Source organism: Streptomyces sp. G7(2002) (assembly GCF_028870195.1).
In the GTDB taxonomy this organism is placed as follows: Bacteria; Actinomycetota; Actinomycetes; order Streptomycetales; family Streptomycetaceae; genus Streptomyces; species Streptomyces nigrescens.
Genome location: NZ_CP102609.1, coordinates 9,276,785 through 9,298,619, shown reverse-complemented (window position 1 = coordinate 9,298,619; position 21,835 = coordinate 9,276,785). Strand labels below are relative to the sequence as shown.

At 67.7% G+C, this 21,835-nt stretch carries 9 protein-coding genes and 3 pseudogenes; 5 read left to right on the top strand and 7 right to left on the bottom strand.

Features of this window, described 5'->3' with window-relative positions; all coding sequences use genetic code 11:
* Positions 1-43: 43 nt before the first annotated feature.
* The gene (locus NUT86_RS40125) at positions 44-1,060 is read left to right on the top strand and encodes a LuxR C-terminal-related transcriptional regulator (protein ID WP_159492453.1); all 1,017 of its coding nucleotides are present in this window, start codon (positions 44-46) and stop codon (positions 1,058-1,060) included.
* A 19-nt stretch (positions 1,061-1,079) separates the two neighbouring features.
* Here the strand turns inward: NUT86_RS40125 and NUT86_RS40120 are convergent, their stop codons facing one another.
* The 3 genes from NUT86_RS40120 to NUT86_RS40110 all read right to left on the bottom strand — a co-directional run bounded on the left by NUT86_RS40120 (position 1,080) and on the right by NUT86_RS40110 (position 6,178).
* Positions 1,080-2,372 (bottom strand): condensation domain-containing protein, encoded by a 1,293-nt coding sequence (locus tag NUT86_RS40120; RefSeq protein WP_274740293.1) that lies wholly within the window; start codon positions 2,370-2,372, stop codon positions 1,080-1,082.
* A gap of 1,372 nt (positions 2,373-3,744) precedes the next feature.
* Complete coding sequence (locus NUT86_RS40115) at positions 3,745-4,155, bottom strand: hypothetical protein (RefSeq protein WP_274740291.1); 411 nt, start codon at positions 4,153-4,155, stop codon at positions 3,745-3,747.
* A 742-nt stretch (positions 4,156-4,897) separates the two neighbouring features.
* Positions 4,898-6,178: a hypothetical protein gene (locus NUT86_RS40110; protein WP_159492457.1), complete on the bottom strand. Its 1,281-nt coding sequence runs from the start codon at positions 6,176-6,178 to the stop codon at positions 4,898-4,900.
* A 641-nt stretch (positions 6,179-6,819) separates the two neighbouring features.
* Between NUT86_RS40110 and NUT86_RS40795 the strand changes: the two are divergent.
* Positions 6,820-6,945 (top strand): annotated as a pseudogene (locus tag NUT86_RS40795) (nucleotidyl transferase AbiEii/AbiGii toxin family protein); the annotation flags it as partial.
* Here the strand turns inward: NUT86_RS40795 and NUT86_RS40105 are convergent.
* A complete protein-coding gene (locus tag NUT86_RS40105) occupies positions 6,938-7,123 on the bottom strand; it encodes a hypothetical protein (protein WP_239472482.1) in 186 nt (61 codons plus the stop codon). The pseudogene NUT86_RS40795 and the gene NUT86_RS40105 overlap by 8 nt on opposite strands.
* Positions 7,124-7,830: 707 nt before the next feature.
* Between NUT86_RS40105 and NUT86_RS40100 the strand changes: the two genes are divergently transcribed.
* The 3 genes from NUT86_RS40100 to NUT86_RS40090 all read left to right on the top strand — a co-directional run bounded on the left by NUT86_RS40100 (position 7,831) and on the right by NUT86_RS40090 (position 19,714).
* Entirely contained in the window at positions 7,831-12,141 is a 4,311-nt protein-coding gene (locus NUT86_RS40100; RefSeq protein WP_381286433.1) for a LamG-like jellyroll fold domain-containing protein, read from the top strand.
* Positions 12,142-12,259: 118 nt separating this feature from the next.
* A complete protein-coding gene (locus tag NUT86_RS40095) occupies positions 12,260-19,168 on the top strand; it encodes a polymorphic toxin-type HINT domain-containing protein (RefSeq protein ID WP_446750811.1) in 6,909 nt (2,302 codons plus the stop codon).
* A 72-nt stretch (positions 19,169-19,240) separates the two neighbouring features.
* Positions 19,241-19,714 (top strand): hypothetical protein, encoded by a 474-nt coding sequence (locus NUT86_RS40090; protein WP_229838752.1) that lies wholly within the window; start codon positions 19,241-19,243, stop codon positions 19,712-19,714.
* 174 nt (positions 19,715-19,888) lie between these two features.
* On the opposite strand, the pseudogene NUT86_RS40085 reads toward NUT86_RS40090, so the two are convergent.
* The 3 genes and pseudogenes from NUT86_RS40085 to NUT86_RS40075 form a co-directional block, all read right to left on the bottom strand.
* Positions 19,889-20,578 (bottom strand): annotated as a pseudogene (locus NUT86_RS40085) (site-specific integrase); the annotation flags it as partial.
* A gap of 503 nt (positions 20,579-21,081) precedes the next feature.
* Positions 21,082-21,318: pseudogene (locus NUT86_RS40545) on the bottom strand (DUF7848 domain-containing protein).
* Positions 21,315-21,557: a hypothetical protein gene (locus NUT86_RS40075; RefSeq protein WP_381286631.1), complete on the bottom strand. Its 243-nt coding sequence runs from the start codon at positions 21,555-21,557 to the stop codon at positions 21,315-21,317. The pseudogene NUT86_RS40545 and the gene NUT86_RS40075 overlap by 4 nt, the downstream one beginning before the upstream one ends.
* Positions 21,558-21,835: the final 278 nt, after the last annotated feature.

Below are 21,835 nucleotides of genomic sequence, written 5' to 3'. Positions count from 1 at the left end.
AGCGTGCCTTCCGATCGGGGGATATCTCTGATGGGGCTGAGGGATGATGAATACGTCAGAACCACTGGGGCGAATTGAGCTCAGCGAGGAAGCGTCGCGCGTATTCGGCTACGCCGCGCAGCGCGCCGTATGCGGCATCGAGGAACTCACCGCCGTGGGACTCGACAGTGCGGACGCGGAACGAGCGGTAAAGGAACTCGTGGAAATGCGATTACTCTGCCGCGCCGAAGGAGCGGCCGACCGGTTGACCGTGGTGCCGCCCCGGACCGCCGCGGACCGGTTGCTGCGTCCCTTGGAGCGCCATGTGCGGGAGCGCTATGAGGAGATCGAGCGGCTCCGGGAGACGTTCGCATCGCTGCTCCCTGCCTACGAGTCGGGGCGGGCGCGTCGTTCGGACGCCGAGCCGATCGAGCTGCTCACCGACCTGAGGACCGTCCAGGAGACCATCGAGGAGTTGACGATCGGCGCCCGGCAGGAGGTGCTCACCGCCCAGCCGGGCGGTGCCCGTTCCGCCCGCGCGCTCCAGGAGGCGGATGAGCGGGACCGGCGGATGCTCACGCGCGGCGTCCAGATGCGCACCCTCTACCAGCATCCCGCCCGCTACGACCAGCCGACGATCGACCACGTCCGGCGTGTGATGAACCTCGGAGCGGAGGTGCGGACGCGGACCGACGGCCTGTGCCGGCTGCTCGTCTTCGACCACCGCGTGGCCCTGCTGGGGCTGCGGGACGACCCCGAGGCGGCCCTGCTGGTGCGCGAGCCGCATATCGTCCACTACATACGGGTGTTCTTCGACTGTCTGTGGCGCGATGCCTCGCTCTTCCCGGTCAGTTTCGACTCGGCCGCTGCCGTCCGGATCTCCGGCGAGATCCAGGAGTCGATCGTCGCCATGCTGTCGGAGGGACTGGAGGACAAGTCGATCGCGCGGCGTCTGGGGATGTCCGTACGCAGCTGTCAGCGCCACGCCTCGGAAATCATGAAGGCGGTCAACGCGAAGAGCCGGTTCCAGGCGGGGTATGTGCTCGGGCGGCTGCATGCCGCGGCGCGGGACCGGGAGTGAGCCGGGGATCGCCCGCACGTCACCGGAGCCGGCGCAGGGCTCGTACGGGGACGCCCGGATCCACACCGGCCAGTTCGCGTACGAGCCCGCCGAGGCCCTCGGCGTGCCGGGCTGCTTCCTCCGCCGTGTAGTTGGCGGGGTTCGCTTCCACGCACACGCTGGTGCCGGCGTCCTCGGAGTGCACGTCGAAGTACAGGCCGAGGTCCGGGATGGGCCCGGTGACCAGTGTGCGCACCACGCCGGTGGCCGATCCGAAGCGCAGATCGCGGTCGAAGTTGACAATGTTCACCACCGGTCCGACGCTGTGCTGTTCCGGGCCCGCGGCGAGCGTGCGCCGGAACTCCTCGTAGCGGTAACGGTGGTGGCGCAGCGCCTGCCCGATCTGGCGGTCCGTCCGCTGGAAAGTGTCGGTCACCGACCGCTCCGGCTCCACGGGCACCCGGAACGGCAGGAGGTTCGCCATCGGGGCGACGACATTGCGCAGCAGGCGGGTGGGCCGGCTCGTCGCGGAGCAGCCGAAGGTCACCTCGTCGGCGTCGGTGAGCTGCCACAGATAGAGGGCGGCGGCGGTGATCAGGAAGCGCGCGGTGGACACCTCCAGCCGCTCGCTCCGGGCTCGGACGGCGTCGACCACCTGCCGTGGCAGATGGTGGCTGTACTGCAAGGTGACAGGTGCGGGCGGAGCGTCCGCCCGGAGCCGGCCGGTGGCCGGCCAGTCGAGCGCGACCTTCTCCCAGAACTCCCGGTCGGCCGCATAGATCCGGCCGGCCCGGTAGGCGCGGTCGTGCTCGACGGCGGCCGTGACCGGCGCGAAGGGGTTGGGTTCGCAAGGGGAACCGGTGTGCATCGAGTGGTAGAGGGCCGCGGTCCTGCGGGCAACGGCGGCAGTTCCATGGCCGTCCGTGATGATGTGGTGGAAACGGCGATACCAGAAGTGGCGGTCCCTCGATACCTTGATCAGCGCACCGGCCAGCAGAGAACCGCAGGTCAGGTCGACCGGGCGGCCCATCTCGGCACGCATCCAGGCCACCGCCGCCGCGTCGGGGTCGGGCCGCTCACTCATGTCGAGGACCTCGAAGGACCATTCCGCGGGCCCCAGTTCCTGGTAGGGCGTCCCGTCGGTGGCGACGAGGAACCGTGCGCCGAGCGATCCTGCTTCGTCCACGGCGGTGCGGGCGGCCGCTTCGAGGAGCTTCGCGTCGACGGCGCCGGTGATTTCGTAGTAGTCACCCACGTTGTAGACCGGACTGCTCGGTTCGAGCACCTGCGATATCCAGATCTCCAGCTGCCCCGCGGTCAAAGGGGATTGCACGTTTCCGCTCCAGAGGTCTAGGGAACCGTTGTCCGCCCAGCCTGGCAGCCGCGCCGGGCACCGCACAGGCCGTGCCGGGGGTGTGTCTGCGCCAGTCGTGGACCCGAGGGGGCGCGGCGCCCGGCGCTCCGCGCCGAGGAACGTGGGCGCATACTCGGTTGGCGAACATCGAGGACGCGGAACACGCTCGGCGCTGGTTGGAAGCGCAAGGGGTGACGCAGAACGGCCCGCGCTGACGCACGAACGCGCAAATTTTCTCGGGCAGGCCGACAAGCGTCGGCCTGTTGGAGCGGGTGGTGCCCTGCCGTCGTCTTCTCGTTGCGGCTTGGCGTGCATCGAGCCGTGAGAGAGGCTCCGCAAACCTACGAGAGCGTCAGCGGGGGGAGTCAGCATCGCGCTGGGCATGGGTACGTTCGTCGCCGACTCGAAGTAGGCTGGCTCAACCTCAAACTGCACGGCCATGTTTCCCGTCAGCCTGCACTGGGGGGCCTGTTCGCCATGCACCTCTTACACATCGAAGCGTGGATCGGCGACGGATGGCAGCGCGTCGTGCGGCTGGGGGACTACGAGCCGCCCAAGGACGGCAGCTGGGACGACGACCTGACAAATGAGCCTGAGACCTTCTTGGGGGCCACCCCCGGCACGTTCTGGATCGACACCGCCGACAGCGCACACACTGCAGGTCGTCCTCCACCTGCGGCGTGTTCTCGGCCGTGTATGTCCCCGCCGATAGCGCGTGCGCGCCAACCCCCGCTCCCCGACATTCTCGGGAGCCTCCTCACCCAGCAGCCCTGCCAGGTGCGCCCGTTAGGCGCTGGCGAGGAAGTAGACCGCGGCCGCGGCCAGGGCGAGAGCGGTCAGGAAAGCCCCTCGCCCTGGTCGACGGCATCCCGCCGGTAGCCGGACGCCCGGGACCCAGACGCGTTCGCCTTGCAAGCACGCTCAGCAGCCGTCTTCGGTTCCACACGGTTGGCTGACCAACGTCTTCTCGGCCCCGGGGAGCACCCACCGTGCCGAAGAGATGCGATTTGGTGAACATAGCGGTGTGGCCCCGGCCGTATGCGTCCCATCACGGGACCGGGGCCTATCCCGGCACTCCACTCCGGCGCGGCCGCAAAGAGCCCAGCCCGGCTCGGTGCCGGGGCTGGGCGGTGTTGGGCGGCCGGAGCGCACCGACGTGCGAAGGACAGTGCACCCGGCCTCTTCCCGCCCATCGGAGTCGGGCTCCGCCAACGATGTTATGAGCGTGGCGGGCGCGTCGCGATGTGGCGGTGCTCGTCGAAGGACATCAACGCAGCCGCGTCCCCGGGAACGGTGAGACCGGCCTGTCGGAGGCGGTAGCGCGCACCGGACGCATTCTCGTGGACCGCCTTCAACCAAGCCCGGCCTCGACCTCCAGGTAGCGGCGGCCGCCAGGGCCACGGACCTCCACAGTCTCGAAGCCCCAGCTGCGCAGCACCGCCTGGCAGCGCTGGAGCTGCTCCTGTTCCTGGTAGCGAGCGCCACTCCCCCGCGGTCCCACCCAGCGCACCTGGACCTGCCCGGCCTGGCCGCCTTCGCTGGTGCGGTACCCGGTCCGCGCCGCCTCGCCGGCCCGATCGACGGCCGACGGGGGAAGGCCTTCAGCTTCCAACAGCAGGCTCACCGTGCGCAGCAGCCGACGCTGCTCCCACTCGGCAGGGCGCGCACCCGGGTCGGATCCGAGGTTGGTGAGGTTGCGGATGTTGCGGATGCCGTCAAGCGCGGATCGCAGCTCAGCTGACCGCGCCCCGGTCTGCCCCATCTCCGCCTCGTCGGGAGGTTCAGCACCGGTGTGTACTCGCAGGCGGCCCGCTTGGCTGTGCTGGTCCTTCATCGTCACCCCGAGCTGGTTCGGCTTTCTCTGTACGACGGTACGGCGCTGTGTCTTGCGTGGTGCTCGTTGGCGAGACCTGGTTGGTGCGGGAGCTGGTCAGTCCCGGATCGCGGGTGTGGCCTGGTCGGAGAGGAGCAGCACCGGAGGCTGAGTTGGGTGGGGTCGTCGTCGGCAGCCGCGGAGTCGGGGAGGAAGTCGTAGAAGCCGCCGATGGCTTCCATCCGGTGCACCAGGTTCAGCAGGTCGGACGGCCTGTGCGGGTCGAGCTTCCCGCACGCCTGGAGCACCTTGCTTTCGATTTACCCGAATGCTGCTGCGGGGAGCCGGCCGCCGGGGCCGAACGCTGCCCGGCTGGCGCTCAGGTATCCGCAGGGCGGCGGCCTGAGTCTCTTGTGCCCGGAAGAATCACGTGAACAAGGGCGCGTTCGCCAGCTCAACAGCCTCAGATGCCTTGTCGGCTGGCCCGCGCAGTCCCCCTCCTGGACGCGGGCGTGTCCGGGCTTCGAGCTGCTTCGGCACGGGGCGAACGACGTCGTGGGTCGCGAGGACGGCCGGTCGGCGCGGACCGAGGACGTACGGCCGACGGGCGGGCGGCGCAGCGGATCGACTGCCCCTGCGAAAGGGTCTGGCAGCGCCCAGGGGGCGCCGCCAGACCCGGCGGCGGTCGCCCCTACTCGGACAGCGACTTGGCGAAGAGGCCGTAGAGCTGCTTGTGCGCGTCGTCCTGCGTCGGGTAGAGCACGAGGACGCGGATGACCAGCTTGCCGCCCTTGGGGACTACGTGGATGCCCTCGGGGGGCGAGCCGAGGAGGACGTCCCCGTTGGATCCGTCGTCGATGATCATTCCCCAGAACGTGCTGGTGAACTCCTTGTACAGCACCGATCCGACCGGAAGCTGGCCGAACCCGACGTTCCAATGCTTCACATTGGATTCGCCGGCGTGCATGGTGATGTCATAGGAGTAGATGTACTTCTGTGTTTCCCAGTCCTGCCAGCTGGAGTTGAATTTGTAATCGACGGTGAGGTTCTTCTTCGCCGCAGTGAAAGTGACCGTGTCCGGTTCCGATTCTTGGCTGCCGCGCACGGCCTTCGCTGTCACCGTGTGACTGCCCAGGCTCCATCCGCCTTCGTGGGAGAAGGACCAGTTCTGACCGTTCACCTTGGCGCTGCCGAGCTTGGTGCCGCCCTCGGTGAGGGTCACCGAATCGGCGTTGAAGGCGACGCCGTCGATCGAGGCTCCGGGGTCGACTTCCGCGCCGTTCTGGGGCGACCTGACGTCCACGACGGGGTTCGGGAGCGTGGCGTAGAAGCGCAGATACACCTTGCCCGAGGTCACGTCGTCGCGCACGGCCACGGCGGCGAGATCGTGCTGCCCGAGCGGCCAGTCAGCGTCCGGGGTGTACTCCCACTTGTTGCCCTTGACCGGGCAAGTGCCCAGCTGCTTGGCACCCTCGTAGAGCAGCACCTGCTGCACGTCGGGGGCGGCTGTGCCCTGGACTGGCTGGCGGCGGTTCTCGGTCGGCGCGCCGGCCGTAGGGGCGGTGAAGACCGGGAGCGGCACCGGCTGAGCGAAGGCGAGGGCGGACTGGGCCTGGTCGTTCCACGTGCCGGTCGGGCTGCCCGCCAGAGGGATCTTCGTCATGTCGTCGATCGACGTGCCGGCCTTGACGGGCAGCTGGCTGCCGCCCTGATTGGTGCGCGTGAAGAGGATGTTGTCGTTGTCGGTGTTGTTGACGACGGCGCTCACGCCGTCGTCGCTCTGGTCGAATCCGTAATCGCTGAAGTTGTTCGCCGTGCCCTTGGCCGGAATGACGAGAATCTTGTCCCGCGGTCCGCCCACGTTGTAGTTGACGTCGGCGAATAACGCGAAGGCGCCTGCGGGGGCCTTGTCCTTGCCCCGGCCGCGGATTACGTACGGCTCGTCGGCGGCTTTTCCGTTCCCGTCTACCACTCTCGACCTCGCTCTCTCAGTGCTGAGTTTTTCATCGCAAAGGCTGCCCGCGGCCTGAGTCCCCGTCAATTTCGGTAGATTTGTTCGACGGCGATCAGGCCAGATTCCGCGCTGGCCGGATTGCGCTTGGAAGTGGCCGGGGAATTGCGGTAGTGCTCATTCCACCGCAATGGCCGCGCACCGCACCCGTATTCACTGTCCGCGTCCGAGCGGCGGCCGCACCGGGCGGAGTCCGCACGTGGGCAGCCCTGTGACCGCGCACCGCCTGTTCGATGGCTTCGGGGTAGGCCTGCCGCCTCGAGTGCTCGGCAAGGGCTGATCAGAGGTGGATGACTTACCTAACGTGCCTTAACTGTACGTATGCCCCTCACCAGGGAATTTGCTTGTCAACGCTAGATGAGGGCGGCGTGCTGCCGCTGCACATCGCGTGGTCGGGCCTGCGGACCTACAGCCTGGACCGTGCAGGTCAGCGCATAGTGCTACCGGACCGTCCTGGCGGAGGGGCAGCCCGACGCCTGACCTCGCTGCTCGACGGGGGCTTGCTCGTCTCGCAGTGGCCCGTGGCGCGCACCCAGCCGGCGCATCCGCGAGGTGCGGGAAGCGGCCTTCCCCGCTCTGGCCGGCGGAATGTCCGCAGCCGCGTGAACCTCAGCGCACTCCACCGCTGGCTCCTGGCCGACGTTCTCACCATCGGCACCCCCTACCCCCTGGTCATCACCGGCGGCTACGCCGTCCAGGCACACGGGCTGGTCGACCGCCTCAGCCGGCATCCGGGCGGGCAGCTACTGCGTCGACTCCGGCTCCACGCAGCTTGCGGGCGAGGTACTCCACCTCGGGCAGCGTTCCTGAGTAGGCCCCTTCCAACACCTGGCCCGCGACAGACTTGACCTCCGTCAGGCCAAGGCCGAGTTCAGCGCGCAGGACCCGCATGACAGTGACACGCACCGCCGACGCATTCGGCAGGCGCAACGTAGCCGGCCCATGGTCGGCGAGCAGCCGATCCCGCAGCCGGGCAGGGAGGCCCTGGCCGCAGTCAGCCGTCGCCTGCCCGCATGCCGAACACACGGACTCCACGTCCCACCGCAACGAGCCACCGACCAGGCAGTGGACGCCCCAGCACTCCAGCCATGCACCACAGTCCACGCATGGAGCGCTGTACCTGACGGATTCGAAGACCGGCTCTTCCACACCCACCCCTCAACCACCATGAGGCTATGTGGTCAGCAAACCTCCGCGGCAGAGGGGTATTGGTGCTGCGGTATGACTTGCCACTCCCCCGAGTGGCTCTTCTCTGAGCTGCTGAGTCGAACCCAGCCGATGACGCCGCCCCTGTTACTGCCGTCCGACAATGACTGCACGTGCGGCCCTGCCGGACAAGCTGTGTCAGGCGCTCAACTTGCCGCAGAAGTGCATTGCCTACCGCCCGGCCCTGGGGCGCCGTCATGCTGGCGCATTCTCGCTCCGAATACGGCTTGAAGTCATACAACCCCGTAGCGTAGTGATGGCTGTCACGTGGCTTTCTGAGCCGGAATGCCGGTTCCACTCCATAAATGCCGCTTTATGGAGGTATCCAGGCGAACGCACTTGCGTATACGTTCCCGCCCACAACTTCTTCATGGAATCTTCATTTTTGTGGGCGGGGGATGACGGGGATGCCTGTCTCGGTGCGTCGAAGACGCTTTCATCGGGTGTTATCGGCGGGGATGGGCGGGCTGCTGACAGCAAGCCTGCTGCCCGCGATCCTCGGCCACTCCGCCTGGGCCGCGACTCGCCCGTCGGAAGGCGCAACGACCACCGCCGCGGCACACGAGTCGGACGGCCAGGCCCCTACCGAGGATGCCGCCCTGGAGCAGGCCAAGCGCACAGGGCGGGAAGTCGAAGTCGCTTCGCTGCGCGGCGAGTCGGCCGATGTCGTGGCCACGGCGGAGGGCAAGCTCCAGGCCCGGCAGTACCTGCGTCCTGTCCGCACCAGGGTGTCGGGACAGTGGAAGGACATCGACACCGACCTGGCCAGGCAGAGCAATGGGACGGTAGCGCCGAAAGCTACGGCCGTAGGCCTGGCGTTCTCCGGCGGCGGCGACAAACCACTGGTGACGATGCGCAAGGCGGGACGCGAGCTGGCACTGTCCTGGCCGGGGCCGCTGCCCGCTCCGGTGCTCGACGGCGCATTGGCCACGTATCGCGACGTACTGCCCGGTGTGGACCTGCGGATGGGTGCGCAGGCGGACGGATTCACCCAGCTGCTGATCGTCAAATCGGCTCAGGCCGCCGGCAGTCCCGAACTCGGGCAGCTTCGGCTGAAGCTGGCGGCGGACGGCGTGGACGTCATGGAGACCGCTGCCGGTGGTCTGAACGCGGTTGACCAAGGCGCCGGCTCGTCGGTATTCGAGGCGCCGACGCCGCTGATGTGGGACTCCAGCACGGGCACCGGTGCCAGCGCTTCCCACAAGACGCTCAAGTCCCGGAAGGCCGCTGGGAAGGCGAGCCGTTCCGGCGCGGACGGTGCCGAGGGTGATGAGCCCTCGGCCGGTGAGTCGGGCAAGCTCGCACCTGTGGGGGTGGACGTCCCTGCGGGCCAAGACCAGGTCGTCCTCAAACCCGACGCCGAGGTCCTCAAGGGCAAGGACACTGTCTACCCCGTCTTCATCGACCCTCAGTGGTCCACTCCGCGGGCAACGTCGTGGACGATGGCGTCGAAATACTGGGCGTCGTCCCCGCAGTGGAAGTTCAACGGCGATCATGACGCAGGCATGGGCTACTGCAACTGGAACTACTGCCAGCCCAACGACACGAAGCGGCTCTTCTACCAGGTGCCGACTTCCTCCTTCGCCGGCAAGTCGATCCTGTCGGCGGAGTTCGTGGTCCGCAACACCTGGTCTGCCTCCTGCAGCAAGCGAGAGGTCGAGCTGTGGCGGACCAAGGCCATCTCCTCCTCGACGACCTGGAATTCGCAGAACGAGTCCGGATTCTGGCAAAAGCACCTGTCCTCGGACAGCTTCTCGTACGGCTATGAGGGGTGTGCGGCCAAGGACGGCGAGTTCAACGTCAGGTCGGCGGTGCAGCAGGCGGCGGACAGCAAATGGCCGACGCTGACGTTCGGGCTGAAGGCCGGCAGCGAGAGCGACGGATACGCGTGGAAGAGGTTCTCGGACAAGGCGTATCTGCGGGTGACGTACAACCGGCCGCCGCCGCAGGTGAGGCCCTCGCAGCTGACGATGGAGTACGGCGGCACCTGCAAGAAGTCCGGGGCTCCCGCTCGGATCCGCACCCGGGGCAAGATCCACGCCACCCACATCACCGACCCGGATCACGACAGGATTCAGGTCCAGTTCCAGGCCAGCTGGGACTCCGGAGACGGCAAGGGCACCACCGCACGGTGGAAGCCGGGACTGACCACAGCGAAGCAGTCCGGCCGGGACTTCATCGTCAGCCTGCCCGCCTCGATTCCGACAAACAAAACGGTGAGCTGGGCCGTGCGGACCTACGACGGCGCGCAGTACTCCCCATGGTCGTTCACCGGGTCAGCCGAGGCGTGCTACTTCGTCCTCGACACCAAAGTGCCCGCGGCCCCCACGATCAGCTCAGGGGAGTATCCCACCTCCGACCCCGAGAACCCGGACGATCCCTGGTACGACGGGGTCGGCCAGTACGGCACCTTCACCGTCGCGGACAGTCATCGTGACGTGAACCGCTACGTGTACGGCATCAACGGCGACCCGTCCAGCAGGAACACGGTCACGACCAGTGCCGGCGCGGCGCGGAACATCTCGGTCCAACCGGAGAAGCCCGGGCTGAACTTCGTCACCGTCCAGGCCTTCGACGCGGCCGGCAACAACAGTGAGATCCGCACCTACCGGTTCCGTGTCAAGGCCGGCCAGCCCGAGCGCGCCACCTGGCAGTTCGACGAGCCGGCCGGCGCCACCGAGGCGAAGGGTTCCACCCCGGCACGGACCGCCGACCTCCACGGCGGCGCCACACCCGGTGCGGACGGGGTGGCAGGCACTGCCCTGTCCCTCAACGGCACCGATGGCTACGCGGCCACCGACATCCCCGTCGTCGACACCTCCCGCGGCTTCTCCGTCTCCGCCTGGGTCCGCCCACGGGAGATCCCCGACCATCCGGCGATCGTTGCCACCCAGCCGGGCAACAACCGGCCGGGCTTCGAGCTGTACTACTCCTCCGACCTCAAGCGGTGGGTGTTCAACCAGTACACCGCCGACAGCCCCGACGCCGGCATCGCCCGCGCGATGGCCGCCCAGCCCGGCGGTGTCACCGCCAACGCATGGACCCATCTGGTGGGTGCCTACGACAGCACCGCCAAGGTGCTTCAGCTCTACGTCGACGGCAAGCTGGCCGGCCAGACGCCGTACACCACCGCGTGGAACGCCCGCCGCGGCCTGCAGCTGGGTGCCGGTTCCTACGGGGGTACGTCCGGCTCCTTCTTCCCCGGGTCCATCGACGAGGTGCAGATCTTCGACAAGTCCGTCTCCGCCGGTGAGGTCACCCGGCTGTACAACAAGGAGCGCATCCATGGCCCCGGGCGGCCGGCCCGCGCGGTCTTCCCGCTCGACGAGCCGGCCGCGGCGCAGCAGGTGACCGCGCACGGCGAGGTCCTGGAAGCCGTCCTGCACGGCGGTGCCGAACCCGGCACAGCAGGAGTGGCGGGCAACGCCCTGGCCCTGGACGGCAAGGACGACCACGCCTCGGTGGACGCGGCGCACTTCAACACCGAGCGGTCCTATGCGGTCACCGCCTGGGCCCGGGTCACCGACGCCACCCGCAACCAGACCGTCGTCGCGCAGGACGGCAGCTTCCTCAGCGCCTTCTACCTGTCGTACGAGGCCTCCGGTGGGGTGTGGAGTGCCCGGTTGGCCAGCAAGGACGCCACCGACGGCAACGTCACCCAACAGCGCATCGCCTCGAAGCAGAAGGTGACCATCGGCAAGTGGGCGCACCTGGCCGCCGTGCACGACACGATCGATAACACCGTGAGCCTGTACGTCAACGGCATCCTGCAGGGCAGCACCGCGGCGTCGCAGTCCTGGTACGGCGACGGTGCCCTGCAGATCGGTCGGGCTCTCTACCGGGGCGCGTACACGGACTACCTCACCGGTCAGATCGATGACGTGCGTGCCTTCGACCGCCCGGTGTCCGAGGGGGAAATCCACCAGCTCGTGCAGCGTCGACCGGTCCTGACCGGCCGCTGGCAGTTCGACCAGGCGGCTGATCCGGGGGCCAACTCCGTTGCGCGGGGGCCGGCCATGTTGCTGGGAGGCAGCGCGAAGCAGGTACCTGGTGCGGGCTTCCTGGGTGAGGGCGGTCTGGTCCTGGACGGAAAGCAGCAGGACTATGCCTCCAGCGCCCTGCCGTTCGACACGAGTGAGAGCTTCACGGTGACGGCGTGGGTCCAGGCGGCGTCGGTACCGTCCCGTCCTTCGGCGCTGGTCAGTGCCGAAGGAACCAATACCAGCAGCTTCGTCAGCGGCTTCATCCCCAATCCCAAGGACCCCACAGCGGAGGGCTTTTGGACTCTGGCAATGCCGCGGGCGGACACGGTGGACGCAGAGCTTGACTGGGCCGGTAACGCGCAGTCCTTCAACAGCGTCACGGACTGGAATCACATCGCGATCGTCTACGACGGCTTCGCCAAACAGGCACGAATCTACGTCAACGGGCAGCTTGGCGAAGCTGCCTGTATCGACGGCAACGACGACGGACAGGCCGACGACGCGGCCTGCATCGAAGCGGTCCCCTGGGCGGAGAACGTCATCTCTTTCAGGGCACTGAAGTCCCTGCAGCTCGGACGGGACAAGGGCCATGGTTCCTTCGGGGACTACTGGCCCGGCGCGATCGACGACGTGTGGACGATCCAGGGTGCGCTCAGTGACACGCAGGTCAGCCGGATCGCAAGCGAGATGGACGGCATGCCGACCGAAGTGCCCGACGTGCCCGGCGAGGGCTGACCGTGTGGCGTGCGGCCATGGGCCGCACGCCACCACACACCGAGCAGACATTTCCTGACGTAGGCAACACCGCGGCGCCATGGGCGCACCTGCGGTGAGCGGCAAAGGGTGGACGGACATGAACGGCATGCTTGGCCTGGTCGGACGCACCGGGCTGCAGCGCAGACTCGCCGTGGGCATCTCCACGGTGCTCGTCGGCTCCCTGTTACCGGTCCTGCCGGCGGTGGCACAACCCGCCGCAGCTGAGGGTGCGGGTGCGGGTGCGACAGAACGTGCGGATGTCGGCAAGGCCGTGCCCGGCTCCTCCGGCGCACGTGTCAGGCCCCGGAAGCTCCCTTCGGGGCCGCGAACCCCCGCGGAGCGCCCCCGGCGCGACTGGCCCGAGGCTGCCACGGCCACCATCCGTCTGACCGGGCCCGGCTCCTCGCCACCGTCCACCACGGCGGTCGGGAAGGGCAAGCGGCTTCCCCTGACTCTGGTTCCCACCGCGTCCCGATCGCGCAAGTCGGCCAAGTCCGCGGGGGCGAGGCTCAGTGCGCAGGCGGCAACGGCGCCGGCAGCGGTGACCGCACGCATCCTGAGCCGGCAGCACACCCGCCGGGCCGGCGTCGACGGGCTGCTGTTCACCCTTCAGCCGGCCGGGAGCCCCAAGGGGGCCGCCCGGCAGCAGCCAGGCCCGCTGCGGGTGGGCGTCGACTACGGCGACTTCGCCGGGGCCTACGGTGGCGGCTACGCCTCCCGGCTGCGTCTGGTCGAACTCCCCGCGTGCGCGGCGACCGCCCCGGACAAGGCCGAGTGCCGCATCGCGAATCCGCTGGCCACTCGCAACGACACCGAGAAGCACACCCTGACCGCTTCCTCGGTGCCCCTGCGCGCGAAAGGGCCCACCGTGCTGGCGGCGGTCGGTGACGACAAGAGCGTCAAGGGCGACTACAAGGCCACCAGCCTGTCCCCCTCCGCCACGTGGAACACCAACCTCAACACCGGTGACTTCACCTGGTCCTACGACATGCCCGTCCCTGAGGTCCCCGGCGGTCTCAAGCCGAGCGTGGGCCTGTCGTACTCCTCCGGCTCCATCGACGGCCGCACCGGCAACAGCAACAACCAGGGCTCCTGGGCCGGTGACGGCTTCGAACTGTGGCCCGGCTACATCGAGCGCCGCTACAAGCCCTGCTCCGACGACGGCGAGAAGCACGCCGACGGCAACAAACCCGGCGACCTGTGCTCGGGGTACGACAACGCCTTCATCTCCTTCAACGGCAAAGCCGGTGAGCTCGTCCCCGCCGGCAAGGACACGTGGAAGCTGCAAAGCGACGACGGAACGAAGATCAAGCGGCTGACCTCGGCGGCACGGGACAACGACGACAACGACAACGAGTACTGGGAACTGACCGAGCCCTCGGGTACCCGCTTCTACTTCGGCTACCACAAGCTGCCCGGCTGGGCCGCCGGCAAGGACACCACGGACTCGACGTGGACGGTCCCGGTCTTCGGCAACGACAGCGGCGAGGACTGCCACAAGGACACCTTCAAGGACTCCTGGTGCCAGCAGGCGTGGCGCTGGAACCTCGACTACGTCGTCGACCCGCACGGCAACGCCATCTCGTACTACTACGACAAGGAAACCAACTCCTACGGCCGCGACCTGAACAAGGACGACGACACCCCCTACACACGGGGCGGCTACCTCAAGCGCATCGAATACGGCCGGTCCTCCGACGACCTGTACGCGGGCAAGCCGCTGGCGCAGGCGTCCTTCGCCAACTCCGAGCGCTGCCTGCCCCAGACCGGGGTCACCTGCGCCGTCGACACCATCGACGCCAAGAGCTTCTACTGGTACGACACCCCCTGGGACCTGAACTGCAAGGCTGGCACCACCTGTGACCAGGGACGGCTCTCCCCCACCTTCTGGACCCGCAAGCGTCTGACGGGGGTGACCACCGAGGTCCTCAAGGACGGCAAGCTCACCCCTGTCGACTCCTGGTCGCTGACCCACCGCTGGGGCAAAGCCGACGTCGACTACCAGCTGGAACTCGAGTCCATCCAGCACACCGGCCACACCGACACCGAACCCCTCACCCTGCCGAAGACCACCTTCGCCTACACCCAGCTCGCCAACCGCCTCGACAAAACCGGCGACGGCTACGCCCCCTACATCAAAGACCGCCTGTCGACCATCGCCGACGAATACGGCGGCCAGACCGACGTCAACTACTCCAAGCCCGCCTGCACGTTCAACAACCTGCCCACCCCGGAGTCCAACACCACCCGCTGCTTCCCCCAGTTCATCGGCGGCAGCTCCAGCGACGACATGGACAAGGAGTGGTTCAACAAGTACGTCGTCGAGTCCGTGACGACCACCGACCGCACCGGTGGCGCACCCGACCAGGTCACCCGCTACGACTACCGCGATGACGCGGCCTGGCACTACGACGACGATGACGGACTGACTAAGGAGAAGTTCAAGACCTGGTCCCAGTGGCGCGGCTACGGCCACGTCCGCGTCCAGACCGGCGGCCAGGGCACGGGTGCGGACGCCATGAAGACGCAGGAGGACAGCTACTTCCTGCGCGGCATGGACGGCGACCGCAAGAACACGAGTGGCGGCACCAAGGACGTCAGCGTCTCGCTGAGCGCTGGGGAGGGCGAGCCTCTCACCGACGACGCCTCGGCGGCCGGATTCGCCTACAAGACGGCTACCTTCTCGGCACCCGGCGGGAAGGTCCTGGCCAAGACCGTCAGCCGGCCCTGGCACCACCAGACAGCCAAGAAGACCCGCGACTGGGGAACCGTCACGGCGAACTTCAGCGGCACGGCCAGCACGCGTGCCTGGACCTCGCTCGACGACGGTGCCGGCGCGAAGTGGCGCACGACCACCACCGCCTCCGCCTTCGACACCGTCGCCGGACGCGTCAAAGAGGTCAGCGACCGCGGCGACGACTCCACCACCAACGACGACCAGTGCACCCGCACCACCTACGCCACCAACACCGACAAGAACATCCTCACCCTGCCCACGCGAGTCGAGACCGTCGCCACCGAATGCGGCAGCAACCCCGACCGTGCGAAGGACGTCATCTCCGACGTCCGCACGGCCTACGACGGGGGCGGTTACGGCGCCGTGCCCACCAAGGGTGACGCCACCGCCGTCGCCACACTGAAGAAGCACGACGGCACCACGGCAACCTACCTGGAGACCGGCACCACCTACGACGGCTACGGGCGCCCGGAGAAGGTCACGGACCTGACAGGCAACGTCACCGCCATCGGCGACAGCGCACCCACCCGCACCGCCCGCACCGACGGCCGCACCACCACCACCGCCTACACCCCCGCCACCGGCATCCCCACCAAGACCGTCACCACCACACCCCCCGCCGACCCCAAGGACACCACCACAGCCCAGACCACCACCACCGAACTCGACCCGCTGCGCGGCCAGCCCGCCGCCACCGTCGATACCAACGGCAAGCGCACCACACTGAAGTACGACGCCCTGGGGCGCACGCTCAAGGTGTGGCTGCCGGACCGGGCACGCACCACGGTGCAGCTGCCCAACTACGAGTTCGACTACTACGTCGAAGACGGCAAGCCGGCCACGGTCGCCACCCGCACCCTCAAACCGGCAGGCGCAAGTCAGGCCGTCTCGTACACGCTCTACGACGGCTACCTCCGCCCCCGCCAGACCCAGGCGCCGGGGCCTGACGCCGGCTGGCTGATCAGCGACACCTTCTACGACGAACGCGGCCTGGCAGCCAAGACGTTCGCCCCGTACTACGTCGCAAGGAAGCCGGAACGCGAGCTGTTCAAGCCCGCCGATGCCCTGAGCGTGGAGACCCAGACCTGGAAGACGTACGACGGGCTGGGCCGCGAGACCGAGAGCCGGGACGTCGCCGGCAACGGCGAGGGCGGCAAGGCCCTCGCCGTGACCAGCACGCTCTACCGCGGTGACCGCACCACCGTCATCCCGCCCACCGGCGGCACCGCCACCACCACGGTGGCCGACGCCCGCGGCCAGACCACCCAACTCCTGCAGCACCACACCCGATCCGCCGACGCTCCGGCTGAGACCACCCGCTACGCCTACAGCCCGGCCGGCAAGCTCGCAGGCGTCACCGACCCGGCAGGCAACAGCTGGGCCTACCAGTACGACCAGCTCGGCAACCAGACCTGGTCCAAGGACCCCGACAAGGGCATCACGAAGGCCGTCTTCGACGACCGCGGCCAGCAGATCTCCAGCGAGGACGCCAACGGCGCCGTGCTGGCCACCGTCTACGACGGCCTCGGCCGCAAGACGGAACTGCACGACAAGGCCGCGAGCGGTCCACTGCGCGCCAAGTGGGTCTACGACACCGTCACCAAGGCCAAGGGGCAGCTCGCCGAGTCCACCCGCTACGTCGACGGCAAGGCCTACACCCACAAGATCACCGAGTACGACCCCGTCTACCGCCCAGAGCACACCGCCACCGTCATCCCCGAATCCGAAGGGGCACTGGCCGGCACCTACACGGCCAGTACCAGTCTGTTTGCAAACGGCCTGCCCAAAGGACGCAGCGTCTCTCAGGTAGGCAACATATTCGGGAAGGGCTGGACCTACGCCTACGACGACCGCACGATGCGGGTGGCATGGGTCCGCGGCACCGGCATCCGTTCCGACGCCACCTACACACTCACCGGCAAGCCCCTCACCTACAAGATCGTCGGTGGCGGCAAACCCACCCAGGTCACCAACACCTACGAGTGGGGCACCCAACGCCTGGCGAATTCCCGTGTCGACCGCCAGGACGTCGCTGGCGTCGACCAGTCCGCCACCTACGGCTACGACGCGGCCGGCAACGTCACCTCACTCTCCGACGTTTCCCGCACCGGCACCGACACCCAGTGCTTCACCTATGACTACCTGCGCCGCCTGACCGAGGCCTGGACCCAGGACGAGAAGACCTGCGCCCCGGTCCCGGCTGGCAACCTGATCGCGGGGCCGGCCCCGTACTGGCAGTCCTACGGATACGACGCCGCGGGAAACCGCACCACCCTCACCCAGCACGACCCCACCGGCGACAGCGCCAAGGAGGCCAAGAGCACCTACGGATACCCCAAGCCCGGCACGCCTCAGCCCCACACCCTGACGACCGTCGACACCACCGGCCCGGCCGGCACCAGCACCTCCGCCTACAGCTACGACAACACCGGCAACACCACCACCCGCACCCTGACCGGCGACAAGCAGACCCTCACCTGGGACGTCGAAGGCCACCTCACCAAGGTCACCGAACCAGCCGACGACAAGGGCACAAAAACCACCAGCTACGTCTACGACGCGGACGGCAACCGCCTGATCACCCGCACCGGCGACCGGACCACCCTCACCCTCGGCGGCCACACCGAACTCACCCTCGACAAGGGCGCCGACAAACCCAAAGCCACCCGCTACATCCCCCTCGGCGGCGGTAACCAGGCCGTCCTGGCCGACGACGGCACCTACACCATCACCCTCGCCGACCGCCTCGGCACCGGGCAGCTCGCCATCAACGCCGCCGACCAGACCCTCACCCAACGCCGCCAACTCCCCTTCGGCGGCCCCCGCGGCACCAAACCCGCCAACTGGCCCGGCACCAAGGGCTACGTCGGCGGCACGGATGACACGGCAGACACCGGACTGACACACCTCGGGGCGCGCGAGTACGACCCGGAAACCGGACGATTCCTCTCCGTCGACCCCGTCCTGGACCCGGCAGACCCCCAACAGATCAACGGCTACACCTACGGCAACAACAACCCACTGACCTTCAGCGACCCCACCGGCCAGCTCTTCGCCGACCCCGATGGCTCCGGACGCGGAACCGGCGTCGTCCACAACCGCCACGGCGGCATGCGCCTCTCCGGCTCCAAGAACTACATCCCCGGCCCCGGCGCCTGCATCCAGCCCTATTGCCACATCCCCTACAACGGACCAACTCGCTACGAGATCTACCCGGGAGTATCAGCACCGCTCAGCTGGGACAAAGCTCCCGAATTGGAGCGGGAGTTCAAGGAGGTCACCAGCCTATTCAAGCCGTGGGGCAACCCGCGCTTCGAAGACGGCCCGATGGCCGGTGTACGCATCATGCACGCCCTCAGCGAAGCCTGCTACCGGCTCGAGGGCGGCTGCCCCGAGGAGGTTTACAGCTTCACCAAGCACGTTGCCATGGCAGGGGTAGCTGCTGTAACCGAAGGGGAACTCCCCAGAAGGATCGCGGGGCGTCTCGCCGGCAAGGCTAGCGACTGCTTACACAGCTTCGTCCCGGACACCGAAGTCGCCCTTGCAGACGGCACGCGAAAGCGCATCGAGGACGTAAAAACAGGCGACAAAGTCATAGCTACCGACCCGGAATCCGGCGAGACCACCACCCGCCCCGTCGTCGCCACCATCGTCACCAAGGACGACAAACACTTCACCGACCTCACCGTCAAAACCCCATCCGGTGACTCCAGCATCATCACCACCGACACCCATCCCTTCTGGTCCGCCGACAAGAAGAAATGGATCAACGCCGGCGACCTCCGCCCCGGCACTCAACTCCGTACCCCTCAGGGCGCAACGGTCAAGATCGCCGCGGTCCGTCACTTCGGCAAGCAGCAGCAGACACACGACCTGACCATCGCAGGCACGCACACGTACTATGTGCTGGCAGGGGAAACGCCGGTACTCGTTCACAACAGCAACTGCGGAATTGGTCGGGAGCTGATCGGTGACGAGAGGGCGGATCACATCCTTGATGGTCACAGGTACCCGGGGGCGCCGGGTAAGGACGCTTTCCCGCAGGGGTGGTCTGATGACCAGATTTTGGATGCTGTTGCTGACGTGGTGACGAGTCCAAATAGTCAAAGGACCTGGTACAAGGGATCTGCTGTGCACGCCGAGAGAACCCTGAAGACCAGGAAGGGCGAACCTGCGGTTCAGAATGTGATCGGGTCAGTGGGAGGGGTGAGAATGCTGGTGCGTTACGAACCTCTCACTGGGAAGGTTCTCACAGCTTTCCCGCACTGAGGAAATGGTTCACCCGATCCGGGTGTAGCGAATTCGATGATTGGAGGATTAATGGAGAGAGATGCGAATCTGATGGAGCTGTTGCATCGTTTGGACGATCCCGAATGTCCAGAAACGCCAGCTGACTACAATGCGGCCGATGCTGCAGCTTCGTTCAGCCGTCTGGCTGTGCAGGTTGGTTCTCGCTTCTCGACGCCTTGTGGAATCGATCGAGACATCCAGGACTCCGCGCAGTACGGACGAATCGAAGTGCCGGGGGAAGCCACAGTCTGTGGGACGAGGATTGTTGCCCTGGTGAGCAAGTTCAAGCCATTGGCAATGGTGGCGGCCGATAATCCTGGCGCCTTCTTGGGTACGGATGAAGCGCAGGCTGAAGGCGAGCTCGACGCGAATGACCTTGAGAAGGTAGAGCAAGTTCTCGCTGAATCGGGGTACATCACGATTCCGGAAGAACTTCTTGAAAGAAGCTATGGCGGGCCCACTCTCTTGCGTTTCCACGGTTCTGGGGAGCCGAGTTGGTGGGACCGGTTCTTCGGTTCTTTCTGATGGGTCTCAAGTATCGGGTTCCGTAACGTTGGTTCTCATGGACCGCATGGGGTTCGTTACCCGATTCGACCCATCCGCGCCATGAGAAGGACCATGCAGTGGCAAAGATCAGCCCCGCCGAGCTGTGCTTGGCGGGGCTGATCTGGCGTTTGACGGCAGTAGTTGACGGCAACGTCAGCGGACGCCAGTGGCGCGGGGTGGTGGTGGTTCGTCGCCGCCGGAGCGGGCCGTCTCGGTGGTTTCCCGGCTGCCGAGCGCGGTGCCGAGGGTGTCGATGGCCTCGCGCTGGAGGCGGAGTCGGACGTGGGCGTAGACGGTGGCGGTGACGCCGATGTGGGCGTGGCCGAGGAGTTCCTTGATCACGACGAGTTCGACGCCCTGTTCCAGGAGCAGGGTGGCGGTCGAGTGGCGGAGGTCGTGGAAGCGGATGCGGCGGAGGCCGGCCTTGCGGAGGAGCGTGGTGAAGGCGCGGCTGAGGTTGGTCGGGTCGATCGCTTTGCCCTGCGGGGTGGTGAACACGTGCCCGCTGTCCTGCCACGTGGTGCCTGCGGACTCCCGTTCGCACTGCTGCTGCTCGCGGTGGAGCTTCAACAAGTGGACACAGCGGGTGGGTAGGGCGATGCGGCGCTCGGAAGCCCGCGTCTTGGTCGGCAGCGTGGTGAGCCCACCTGCGGCGGTGCGCTGCAAGGTTCGGCGGATGGCGGCGGTGCCGGCGTCGAGGTTGAGGTCTTCCCAGTGCAGGCCGAGGAGTTCGCCCTTGCGGAGTCCGGTGTGGAGAGCGAGTTCGAACAGGGCGTGCAACCGGTGGCCGTTTGCGGCATTGAGGAACTGGCGGGCTTCGTCTGCGGTGAGCGGTTCGAAGCGTCAAGGGCGCCCCGCTGACGCGGGCCGCCGCGCGCCGGCGGTCGGCGACCGCCGCCCGCTCCTGTCTGCCGCCCCGCTGGCGACGGCCGCCGACCACTCGGCGCGCAGAGCCCGGGAGCGTAGCCGGACCACCAATCGGAAGCCCCGGTCCGACCCCTCAGCAGCAGGCTGGCCGGGCACCTGAGAGGCCGCCCGGCGGGCTCGCGCCGTCCCGGACGCCCATGCTTGCTGCCTGGCTGGGGGCCGTGACGATGGAGATAACGGGGCTGATGCCGGTGCGGGGTTGAGCGAGACACACGTGGCGGGTGGTCGGTCGGCGCGCCCGCCGTCGTGGCTGACTTTCTGTGGCAGAGGCCAGAACCCCCACGGCCATGGGCACGGCACGCACGGAGGGCCCGTCCCTGCCGGGGCTGACGAGTGCGGGGGCGCCTCGATCGGCTGCGCCCGGCAGGGACGGGAGTCGGGTGGTCAGCGCGGTGCGGCGCCTGGGCGAGCGAGGCGGATCACGTCTGGCGCCAGGTCCGCCAGGGGCGGGTGATGATCTCCCGGTAAGTGTGGTGGGACGGGTTCTGACCGCAGTGCCGCAGCACCCACTCCTGCGGTTCGGCGAAGTCCTCGCTCGTCGGTGAGGTCTCTCCGTCCACGGCGCACTGCATCGCCTACAGGACCGGTTCCGCGTCCGGCTCGCGGTCGGGCTGGAGCGTCCAGGTCTCGTAGCGCAGGACCGAGCGCGGGGTCACCGTCCCCACCTCCGGTTGGCCACGGCCACCTTCGCGCTCAACTCCTCCGTCGGAGTCGGCGTACGTACGTCTTCGGGTGGCACGTCCCACTCCTGGCCACCGCGCGGTGGCCGAAGCTGCACGTACGGCCCCACATGCCCTATCACCACGCCCACCTTGCCGCTTCGCCGGTCGACCACCAGGGCGCCGGCATCGGGCGAGACGGTGTGCCCGTCGGCATCAGGGGTGGGGGCCGTCATCGTGACCACCCCGGCGAGGCGGCGCGGGGCCGGGCGTCCAGTCGCAGGGCGGGAACACGTGGGGTGGCGCTCATTCGCACGGTGACGCTCCTCGGCGGCGTTGATGCGTGCCCCTTGGGCCTGTTGGTGCCGCAGGGTTGGCACCGATCCTCACGCCGGTCACCGGGACGAAGGAACCTCCACCAAACCCCACTTCGGGACGTCCCGCACCGTGTAGAACGTCCCTAGTGCCGTCCTGGGACGAAGGGGGAGACTCGTGCCGAACGAGAGACTACGAG